This window comes from Cedecea sp. NFIX57, from assembly GCF_900177785.1.
Lineage (GTDB): Bacteria > Pseudomonadota > Gammaproteobacteria > Enterobacterales > Enterobacteriaceae > Cedecea > Cedecea neteri_C.
Map to the genome: position 1 here is coordinate 50,919 of NZ_FXAS01000029.1, position 9,718 is coordinate 60,636.

The 9,718-nt window shown below is 56.8% G+C and carries 9 protein-coding genes; 6 read left to right on the forward strand and 3 right to left on the reverse strand.

From position 1 onward, the window contains the following. The first annotated feature begins 276 nt into the window (after window positions 1-276). Genes gcvT through B9Y90_RS20495 form a run of 4 tightly spaced genes read left to right on the forward strand, consistent with a single transcriptional unit; the run spans window position 277 to window position 5,523 of the window. A complete protein-coding gene (gene gcvT / locus B9Y90_RS20480; protein ID WP_085542363.1) occupies window positions 277-1,374 on the forward strand; it encodes a glycine cleavage system aminomethyltransferase GcvT in 1,098 nt (365 codons plus the stop codon). A 29-nt stretch (window positions 1,375-1,403) separates the two neighbouring features. Beyond that, complete coding sequence (gene gcvH, locus B9Y90_RS20485; protein WP_008461608.1) at window positions 1,404-1,793, forward strand: glycine cleavage system protein GcvH; 390 nt, start codon at window positions 1,404-1,406, stop codon at window positions 1,791-1,793. 55 nt (window positions 1,794-1,848) lie between these two features. Beyond that, a complete protein-coding gene (gene gcvP / locus B9Y90_RS20490) occupies window positions 1,849-4,722 on the forward strand; it encodes an aminomethyl-transferring glycine dehydrogenase (RefSeq protein WP_085542364.1) in 2,874 nt (957 codons plus the stop codon). A gap of 57 nt (window positions 4,723-4,779) precedes the next feature. Next, window positions 4,780-5,523: an SDR family oxidoreductase gene (locus B9Y90_RS20495; RefSeq protein ID WP_085542365.1), complete on the forward strand. Its 744-nt coding sequence runs from the start codon at window positions 4,780-4,782 to the stop codon at window positions 5,521-5,523. 43 nt (window positions 5,524-5,566) lie between these two features. On the opposite strand, the gene B9Y90_RS20500 is transcribed toward B9Y90_RS20495, so the two are convergent. From B9Y90_RS20500 to B9Y90_RS20510, 3 genes are read right to left on the reverse strand one after another with little or no spacing between them, the layout of a single operon-like run. Beyond that, window positions 5,567-5,839: a pentapeptide MXKDX repeat protein gene (locus B9Y90_RS20500; protein WP_039297884.1), complete on the reverse strand. Its 273-nt coding sequence runs from the start codon at window positions 5,837-5,839 to the stop codon at window positions 5,567-5,569. A 35-nt stretch (window positions 5,840-5,874) separates the two neighbouring features. Beyond that, window positions 5,875-6,636 (reverse strand): molybdopterin-dependent oxidoreductase, encoded by a 762-nt coding sequence (locus tag B9Y90_RS20505; RefSeq protein WP_085542366.1) that lies wholly within the window; start codon window positions 6,634-6,636, stop codon window positions 5,875-5,877. Between the two features lie 9 nt (window positions 6,637-6,645). Beyond that, window positions 6,646-7,257 (reverse strand): cytochrome b/b6 domain-containing protein, encoded by a 612-nt coding sequence (locus tag B9Y90_RS20510; protein WP_085542367.1) that lies wholly within the window; start codon window positions 7,255-7,257, stop codon window positions 6,646-6,648. Window positions 7,258-7,401: 144 nt separating this feature from the next. Here B9Y90_RS20510 and B9Y90_RS20515 point away from each other — a divergent pair, with 144 nt between their 5' ends. Together B9Y90_RS20515 and B9Y90_RS20520 are read left to right on the forward strand one after the other, a co-directional pair. After that, entirely contained in the window at window positions 7,402-8,115 is a 714-nt protein-coding gene (locus tag B9Y90_RS20515) for a response regulator transcription factor (protein WP_039287526.1), read from the forward strand. A 4-nt stretch (window positions 8,116-8,119) separates the two neighbouring features. Further along, complete coding sequence (locus B9Y90_RS20520; RefSeq protein WP_085542368.1) at window positions 8,120-9,586, forward strand: sensor histidine kinase; 1,467 nt, start codon at window positions 8,120-8,122, stop codon at window positions 9,584-9,586. Window positions 9,587-9,718 lie beyond the last annotated feature (132 nt).

The window sequence follows — 9,718 nt, forward strand, 5'->3', positions numbered from 1 at the left end:
TGTTAGCCAGTGCTAAATTCGACACTAAATACCTGCGGTTAATGTGGAGTGAATCGCATTTTTACAGTGAATAACTCTGCACACTTCCTCTCCCATTTTGGTCATAAGCTAATGCAATGACCGTTTTTCGCTTATGGTTTACGCCCCCGTTCGGTGGTAAGTTCAGGTCAAAGGTAACGTTTGCGTCGCTATCGGGGAACGGTGGCGATGCCGGGTTTCGTCTGACGGTTGGCAAAGCCAAATCCGCTTTGCAACCAGATGGTTAAAGAGGAAAAGATGACTCAACAGACCCCCTTATTTGAACAGCACACGCTCTGCGGTGCCCGCATGGTTGATTTCCACGGCTGGATGATGCCGCTGCACTACGGCTCGCAAATTGATGAGCACCATGCTGTACGCACCGACGCCGGTATGTTCGACGTGTCGCACATGACCATCGTCGACCTGCACGGCAGCCGTACCCGCGAGTTTCTGCGTTACTTAGTCGCCAACGACGTCGCCAAACTCACCCAGCCGGGCAAAGCCCTTTACACCGCCATGCTCAATGCTTCCGGTGGCGTGATTGACGACCTGATCATCTATTTCCTCACCGAAGACTATTTCCGCCTCGTTGTTAACTCCGCCACTCGTGAAAAAGACCTTGCCTGGATTAACCAGCACGCTGAACCGTTTGGCGTGTCCGTCACCGTGCGTGACGACCTGGCGCTGATTGCCGTTCAGGGGCCGAATGCGAAGGCCAAAGCCGCCACGCTGTTTAGCGAAGCGCAGCGTAAGGCCGTGGAAGGCATGAAGCCATTCTTTGGCGTGCAGTCCGGCGATCTGTTCATTGCCACCACCGGCTACACCGGCGAAGCGGGCTATGAAATTGCAATGCCGAACGACAAAGCTGCAGGATTCTGGGCGCAACTGGTTGAAGCGGGCGTTAAGCCTTGCGGCCTGGGCGCTCGCGACACGCTGCGCCTGGAAGCGGGCATGAACCTTTACGGACAGGACATGGACGAAGGCGTTTCTCCGCTGGCCGCGAACATGGGCTGGACCATCGCGTGGCAGCCGGAAGATCGAGCGTTTATCGGCCGTGAAGCGCTGGAAGCACAGCGCGCGAACGGCGCCGAAGAGCTGGTTGGCTTGATCATGACCGAAAAAGGCGTATTACGTAATGAGCTGCCGGTACGGTTTACCGACGCGCAGGGCAATACGCACGAAGGGGCAATTACCAGCGGCACTTTCTCGCCAACGCTCGGCTACAGCATTGCGCTGGCTCGCGTCCCGGCGGGCATCGGTGAAACGGCGATTGTGCAGATTCGTAACCGCGAAATGCCGGTCAAAGTCACCAAACCTATTTTTGTTCGCGCCGGTAAGCCGGTCGCGCTTTAAATTTTGAAATCAGGTATCAGGAGAAAACAATGAGCAATGTGCCGAACGAACTGAAATACAGCAAAGAGCACGAATGGCTGCGTAAAGAAGCTGACGGCAGCTACACCGTGGGCATCACCGAACACGCGCAGGAACTGCTGGGCGACATGGTATTTGTTGACCTGCCTGAAGTGGGCGCCACCGTTTCTGCCGGTGATGATTGTGCCGTTGCTGAATCCGTGAAAGCGGCTTCTGACATTTACGCCCCAATCAGCGGTGAAATTGTTGCGGTCAACGACGCGCTGAGCGACAGCCCGGAGCTGGTCAACAGCGAGCCTTACGGCGAAGGCTGGATCTTCAAAATTAAAGCCAGCGACGAAGCACAGGTTGCCGCGCTGCTGGATGCTTCTGCCTATGAAGCACTGTTAGAAGACGAGTAATTTTTAAACCCCTCTCCCATGTGGGGAGGGGAAACCATTTCAGGAATCACCGCTCATGACCCAGTCTTTACGTCAGTTAGAGAATCACGAAGCGTTTATCGACCGTCACATTGGCCCGGATGCGCAGCAGCAGCAAGAAATGCTGGAGACCGTCGGCGCGAAGACGCTCCCCGACCTGATCGCCAGCATCGTTCCGCAGGACATTCAGCTTGCTGAGCCGCCTCAGATTGGCTCCGCGGCGACCGAGTTTGCCGCGCTGGCCGAGTTAAAAGCCATCGCCAGCCGCAATAAACGCTTCAAAACTTACATTGGCATGGGTTATACCGCGGTACAAACGCCGCCGGTGATTCTGCGTAACATGCTGGAAAACCCAGGCTGGTACACCGCCTACACGCCTTACCAGCCAGAAGTTTCCCAGGGCCGTCTTGAAGCGCTGCTGAACTTCCAGCAGGTCACGCTCGACCTGACCGGCATGGATATCGCTTCCGCTTCTCTGCTTGATGAAGCCACCGCGGCAGCCGAAGCGATGGCGATGGCCAAACGCGTCAGCAAGCTGAAAAACGCTAACCGTTTCTTCGTGGCCTCTGACGTTCACCCACAAACGCTGGACGTGGTGCGTACCCGCGCGGAAACCTTTGGCTTTGACGTCATTGTCGATGATGCCGCCAAAGTGCTGGATCATCAGGATGTATTTGGCGTGCTGCTTCAGCAGGTGGGCACCACCGGCGAAGTGCATGATTACACGGCACTGATTGCCGAGCTGAAGCAGCGCAAAGTTGTGGTTAGCGTAGCCGCAGATTTCATGACGCTGGTGATGCTGACCGCGCCGGGCAAACAGGGTGCAGATATAGTCTTCGGCTCTGCCCAGCGCTTCGGTGTCCCAATGGGCTACGGCGGCCCGCACGCGGCGTTCTTCGGCGCTCGCGATGAATTTAAACGCTCCATGCCTGGCCGTATTATCGGCGTTTCCCGCGATGCCGCTGGCCGCACCGCGCTGCGCATGGCGATGCAAACTCGCGAACAGCATATCCGCCGCGAGAAAGCGAACTCCAACATCTGTACTTCCCAGGTGCTGCTGGCGAACATTGCCAGCCTGTATGCGGTCTTCCACGGCCCGGCTGGCCTGAAACGTATTGCAGGCCGCATCCACCGCCTGACCGACATTCTGGCCGCTGGCCTGCAGCAGAAAGGCCTGATTCTGCGCCACAAACACTGGTTCGACACCCTTTGTGTTGAAGTGGCTGACAAAGCCGCCGTGCTGGCGCGCGCCGAAGCGCGTGAAATTAACCTGCGCAGCGACATCCTGAACGCGGTAGGCATCACCCTTGATGAAGCCACCACCCGTGAAGATGTTGTTGCTCTGTTCGACGTGCTGCTGGGCGATGCTCACGGTCTGGATATCGACAAGCTGGATCGCGACGTGGCCAACGACAGCCAGTCCATTCCGGCCCCGATGCTGCGCGACGACGAGATCCTGACCCACCCGGTCTTTAATCGCTACCACAGCGAAACAGAGATGATGCGCTACATGCACTCTCTGGAGCGTAAAGATCTGGCGCTCAACCAGGCGATGATCCCGCTTGGTTCCTGCACCATGAAGCTGAACGCCGCGGCCGAAATGATCCCAATCACCTGGCCGGAATTTGCTGAGCTGCATCCGTTCTGCCCGGCAAACCAGGCTGAAGGCTATCACCAGATGATCGCCCAGCTGTCCGACTGGCTGGTGAAATTGACCGGCTACGACGCGCTGTGCATGCAGCCGAACTCCGGCGCGCAAGGCGAATACGCTGGCCTGCTGGCTATCCGCCGCTACCACGAAAGCCGCAACGAAGGTAGCCGCAACATCTGCCTGATCCCAAGCTCTGCGCACGGCACCAACCCGGCTTCGGCACAAATGGCAGGTATGGAAGTGATCGTCGTGGCCTGTGATAAACAAGGCAACATCGATCTGCAGGATCTGCGTGTTAAAGCTGAACAGGCTGGTGAAGCGCTCTCCTGCATCATGGTGACTTACCCATCCACCCACGGCGTGTACGAAGAAACGATCCGCGAAGTGTGCCAGATCGTGCATCAGTTTGGCGGCCAGGTTTACCTGGACGGCGCCAACATGAACGCGCAGGTCGGGATCACCACGCCTGGCTATATCGGCGCGGACGTGTCGCACCTCAACCTGCATAAAACCTTCTGTATTCCGCACGGCGGCGGCGGCCCGGGCATGGGCCCAATCGGCGTTAAAGCGCATCTGGCGCCATTTGTGCCGGGTCACAGCGTGGTGCAGATTGAAGAGATGCTGACCCAGCAAGGCGCAGTTTCCGCCGCCCCGTTTGGCAGCGCCTCCATTCTGCCAATCAGCTGGATGTACATCCGCATGATGGGCGCGGACGGCCTGAAGAAAGCCAGCTCCGTAGCGATTCTGAACGCCAACTACATCGCGACCCGCCTGAAATCCGCGTATCCGGTGCTGTACACCGGCACGAACGGCCGCGTGGCTCACGAATGTATTCTGGATATTCGTCCGCTGAAAGAAGAAACCGGCATCAGCGAGCTGGATATCGCCAAGCGCCTGATCGACTTCGGCTTCCACGCGCCAACCATGTCGTTCCCGGTAGCGGGCACGCTGATGGTTGAGCCAACCGAATCCGAAAGCAAAATGGAGCTGGACCGCTTTATTAATGCGATGCTGTCCATTCGCAGTGAAATCGACCGCGTGGTTGCAGGCGAATGGCCGCTGGAAGACAACCCGCTGGTGAACGCGCCGCACACTCAGGATGAAATCGTTTCCGAGTGGGCGCACCCGTACACCCGCGAACTGGCAGTCTTCCCGGCTGGTCACGGTAATAAATACTGGCCAACCGTGAAGCGTCTTGACGACGTTTACGGCGACCGCAATCTGTTCTGCTCCTGCGTGCCGATGAGCGAGTACGAATAGTTTTAGCGACGTTGATTAAGGGCACTTCGGTGCCCTTTCTTGTTTTTGGGGAATCACATGAAGATAGCTCTGGTTACCGGCGGCAGCCGGGGGATTGGCAAAGCTACCTCGCTGTTGCTGGCTCAGCATGGTTATAAAGTGGTGGTGAACTACCTCCGCAATAAGCAGGCTGCGGATGAAGTCGTCAATACGATCATTGCTGAGGGTGGCGAAGCGCTGGCGCTGCGGGCGGATATTGCCGATGAGCTGCAGGTAATGGCGATGTTCGCCGAAATCGATAACGCATTCGGGCCGCTGACCGCGCTGGTGAATAACGCCGGGATCTTGTTCCAGCAATCGACCATTGAAAACCTGACGGCGGAACGTATCAATCGCGTGCTGACGACAAACGTGACCGGGTATTTTCTCTGCTGCCGGGAAGCGGTGAAGCGTATGGCGTACCGCCACGGTGGGGAAGGCGGGGCAATTGTGAACGTTTCTTCAGCCGCGTCCCGCTTAGGCGCTGCCGGGGAATATGTTGATTATGCTGCGTCTAAAGGCGCGGTCGATACGTTGACCACCGGGCTGGCGGTAGAAGTTGCCGCGCAGGGGATCCGCGTGAACGGCGTGCGACCCGGTTTCATTTATACCGAAATGCATGCTTCCGGCGGGGAAGCTGGGAGAGTTGACCGGGTGAAAACGGCATTGCCGATGCAGCGCGGCGGTCAGCCGGAAGAGATCGCGGAGGCCATTTTATGGCTGCTGAGCGAAAAGGCATCTTACGTGACCGGCACCTTTATTGATGCAGCAGGTGGGAAATAAGTTCGCTACGCCAGAAGAGGGTGAGACTGGCGTAGCGTAAGGCTTATTGCTTGCTCATGCTGTCTTTCGCCATACCGTCTTTGGCCATGCTGTCTTTGCCCATATGGTCTTTGCTCATTCCGTCTTTCTTCATACCGTCTTTGGACATGCAATCTTTCTTCATGCCGTCCTTGTTCATGCCGTCTTTACAGGTGTGGGTCATTTTGCCCATGCCGTCTTTGGCCATGGAATCTTTGCTCATCGAATCCGCAGCGTTAGCCCCGGCGATACCGAACAGCATGGTGGAGCACAGCAGGGCAGCGTAGATCTTTTTCATGATGTATTTCCTTGATTTATCTGTGAGACAGAGAGTTAACTACCACCGAACCAGTTATAGCCCTGGTCTTCCCAGTAGCCGCCGGGGTAGCGATTGGTGACTTCAATGACCTGAATATGCTTCGGGTTCTTGTAGCCGAGTTTGGTCGGGATACGCAGTTTCATCGGGTAGCCATATTTACGCGGCAGGACTTTGCCATCCCAGGTTAAAGCAATCAGCGTTTGCGGATGCAGCGCGGTGGCCATATCGATGCTGGTGTAGTAGTCATCCGCGCATTTAAAGCTGACGTATTTGGCTCGCAGGTCGGCACCAATCCCTTTCAGGAACAGGGCAAAAGGGACGCCGCCCCATTTGCCGATAGCGCTCCAGCCTTCGACGCAGATATGGCGAGTCACCTGGCTGACCTGCGCCATCTGGTGAAGTTGTGCCAGCGTCCACGGGCGCTTGTCGGTAATCAGCCCGGCAAGCTCCAGGCGGTAGCTGTCGCCGTTGATGTCCGGCGCTTCATCCTCGCCGTAAAAGGCGTTAAACGGGAAGTTAACGTCGATCATGCTTTCCGGGTAAACCGGTGCCAGCTGGCTGCCGTTAAACAGCCAGGCCTGGATGCGGTCGTTAAAACGTGAAATCTTGCTGAGCGAACTTTCAACCGTCGCGTTATCGCTGATATCGCAGCCAGTGAGCATCGCGATGCCGCCGAGCGTTAAGCCCTGCTTTAAAAAACGACGGCGGCCTTCCTGCGTGAGCTGCTTATTAATCAGCTGCGTCGCTTCTTTAATGATTTCGTTTTTATCGCTCATGTTTCTTCCTCAGCGGCCACGGAGCATGGCGAGCAGCGTGCGGGGCACCAGCGCCACCATCAGCAGATGAATCACCACGAAACCGACCAGTGCGGACATGGCATAAAAGTGGATAAACCTCGCCGTGTCGTAGCCGCCCAGCAATTCTCGCAGCAGGGCAAACTGCACGGATTTCCACACTACGAGGCCGGAAACAACCAGCAGCAGGCTGTCGGCGATAACAAACAGATAGGCCGCCTTTTGCACCATGTTGTAATGGCTCAGGTCGGCGTGGGCTAATTTCCCCCGCAGCGCCGCAAAGGCATCCTGGAAGAATTCACGAGGCGATAAGGGCCAGTATTTCTGCTTAAAGCGGCCGCTCAAGAGATTGCACAGCAGGTAAATCACGCCGTTGACCGCAAACAGCCACATCCCGGCGAAGTGCCACTGCAGCGCGCCGCCCAGCCAGCCGCCGAGCGTCAGTTCATTGGCAAACTGGAAATGAAACAGCGGAGAGGCGTTATAAATGCGCCAGCCGCTGGTGACCATAATCAGGATCGCCAGCGCATTCAGCCAGTGGCAGAGCCTCAGCCACAGCGGGTGAATGAGCGTTGGGGCGGTATGCAGCGTTGAGCTTTCCATCGTCCGGCTTCCTCGTGATTTGATGCAGCGAGTATTGGCCAGATTTGTTCCCCATTGCCTCACGCAAAGTTAAATTAAATGTGACAACTTAACCGACGCGAGTTGTGTAAACTTTGGCTATGCCAGCGTGTGGGGACAGACAAAGTGAATCAGGCAAAAAAAATACTGATCGTTGAAGACGACGAAAATATCGCCGAGCTTTTGCAACTGCATTTGCGGGAAGAAGGCTTCGAGATTGTGCATGCCGCCGACGGCAATGTCGGCCTGGAAAAGCTCAGGCAGGGTGGCTGGGATGCGCTGATTCTCGATCTGATGCTGCCCGGTGTCGATGGCCTGGAGATTTGCCGCTTTGCCAGAAGTATGACGCGCTACACGCCGATTATTATGATCAGCGCTCGCTCCAGCGAAACGCACCGCGTGCTGGGGCTTGAGCTGGGCGCGGACGACTACCTGGCAAAACCTTTTTCAATGCTCGAGCTGGTCGCCCGCGTGAAGGCGCTGTTCCGCCGTCAGGAGGCCATGAGCCAAAACCTCAAGATAGACGCCGGCACGCTGACGTTTGGCCCGCTGACAATTGATCCGCTGGCCCGAGATGTTCGGCTGAATCAGATGCCCGTGGAGCTCACCCCGCGAGAGTTTGATTTGCTCTACTTCTTTGCCCGCAACCCGGACAAAGTGTTTTCGCGGCTGCACCTGCTCAACCAGGTTTGGGGCTACCAGCACGAAGGCTATGAGCACACCGTAAACACCCACATCAACCGGCTGCGCATCAAGATTGAAGATAACCCGGCGGAGCCGAATTTTATCCGCACCGTGTGGGGTAAAGGCTACAAGTTTACCGCCCAGATACGTGAGTAACCCTATGCGAATCCTTACGCTTTCCCGCCGCCTGACGCTGGTTTTTGCCGTGCTGCTGCTGACCGCCTGCGCCTTTTTGGGCTGGCTTCAGGTGCGTACCAGCACACAGTACAGCCAGGCCGTTATTCAGCAGCTTTCCGGCGACCTTGCACAGCACATCAACCAGAGCTATCCGCTGCTCGGGCAGGACGGGCTCAACAAAGACTCGGTCCGCACGCTGTTCGACCATTTGATGGCCGTTAACCCCAGCGTGGAAGTTTATCTGCTTGATAAACAAGGTAATATCATTGGCGATGCAGCCCCGGATGGGCATATTAAACGCCATCAGGTCGATCTCGCTCCGCTACGGACCGCGCTGAACGGCGGCAAATTCCCGCTTTATGGCGACGACCCGCGCAGCCTGGACGGGCAGAAGGTTTTTAGCGTGGCGCCGATGATGCAGGACGGCAAGCTGGAAGGCTATTTGTATGTGGTGTTGCTGGGTGAAACTTACAATCAGCTCGCCAACAGCGCGCAATTCGATGCGGTGTTGAAACTCAGCCTGTTTCTGCTCAGCCTGATCTGTGTGCTGGGGCTGGTGGTGGGTGGCCTTGCATTTCGCTGGATCACACGCCCGCTACGCGAACTTTCGCAGCACGTGAAGGCGCTGGAGTCAGGGGGGATGGCTGAAATGCAGGCCATGGCGGCTCTGCCGCAAAATCCAGGTGGAGATGGGGATGAACTTGCTCAACTGCGGCATGGGGTTATTGCTATGGCCGGGCGAATCTCCGAGCAATGGCATAGCCTGACCCAGCAAGATCAGCTGCGTCGCGAATTTATTGCCAATATCTCCCATGACCTGCGAACGCCGCTAACGTCGCTGCATGGTTACCTCGAAAGCCTGTCGGTCATGTCAGCCACGCTGAGCGAAGCGGAGAAAAAGCGCTATCTGGATATTGCGCTGGCACAGAGTCAGAAGGTTGGGGCACTGGCGCAGTCGCTGTTCGAACTGGCGCGGCTGGAATACGGGGTGGTGAAGCCGCATAAAGAAAGTTTCTCCCTGAGCGAACTGCTGCAGGATGTGTTCCAGAAATTTGAGCTACCGGCGCAGACTCGCCAGCTGGAGCTGCTGGCTGACATCCAGCCCGGATTGCCGCTGATTGAAGCCGACGTCAGCATGATTGAGCGTGTGTTGACCAATCTGTTAGACAACGCCATTCGCCATACGCCGGACAAAGGCGTGATTTCCGTCCGGCTGTGGAAAGAGGTGGATAAAGTCATGGTGCAGGTCAGCGACAGCGGGCCAGGCATTCCGCAGGAGTTAAAAGAGGGGCTGTTTGTACGACCTTCGATTGTGAATCAATCCCGGCTCAGGGTTGGTGGGCTTGGGCTGATGATTGTACGCCAGATGCTGCAACTGCACGGCAGCGACATTTCGCTGGTGGACCAGCCAAAACGTGGAGCCTGCTTCCGGTTTGGCTTACCCGTTTAATTGACATCCTCCCCGCCCTAAAGGGCGAGGATTCCTGCTACGCTCAAACCAGGGTCTGAGTCGTTTCGGTGGGTTCCTGCTTCATCGAGCGGCCTAAAGCTGCCATCTCTCCACAGGCTAACGCGGCGTGCC

Excerpts from the sequence above, each read along its gene's own strand:
- gcvT (WP_085542363.1), top strand. The coding sequence starts at position 277 with ATGACTCAACAGACCCCCTTATTTGAACAGCACACGCTCTGCGGTGCC.
- gcvH (WP_008461608.1), top strand. The coding sequence starts at position 1,404 with ATGAGCAATGTGCCGAACGAACTGAAATACAGCAAAGAGCACGAATGG.
- gcvP (WP_085542364.1), top strand. The coding sequence starts at position 1,849 with ATGACCCAGTCTTTACGTCAGTTAGAGAATCACGAAGCGTTTATCGAC.
- B9Y90_RS20495 (WP_085542365.1), top strand. The coding sequence starts at position 4,780 with ATGAAGATAGCTCTGGTTACCGGCGGCAGCCGGGGGATTGGCAAAGCT.
- B9Y90_RS20500 (WP_039297884.1), bottom strand. The coding sequence starts at position 5,839 with ATGAAAAAGATCTACGCTGCCCTGCTGTGCTCCACCATGCTGTTCGGT.
- B9Y90_RS20505 (WP_085542366.1), bottom strand. The coding sequence starts at position 6,636 with ATGAGCGATAAAAACGAAATCATTAAAGAAGCGACGCAGCTGATTAAT.
- B9Y90_RS20510 (WP_085542367.1), bottom strand. The coding sequence starts at position 7,257 with ATGGAAAGCTCAACGCTGCATACCGCCCCAACGCTCATTCACCCGCTG.
- B9Y90_RS20520 (WP_085542368.1), top strand. The coding sequence starts at position 8,120 with ATGCGAATCCTTACGCTTTCCCGCCGCCTGACGCTGGTTTTTGCCGTG.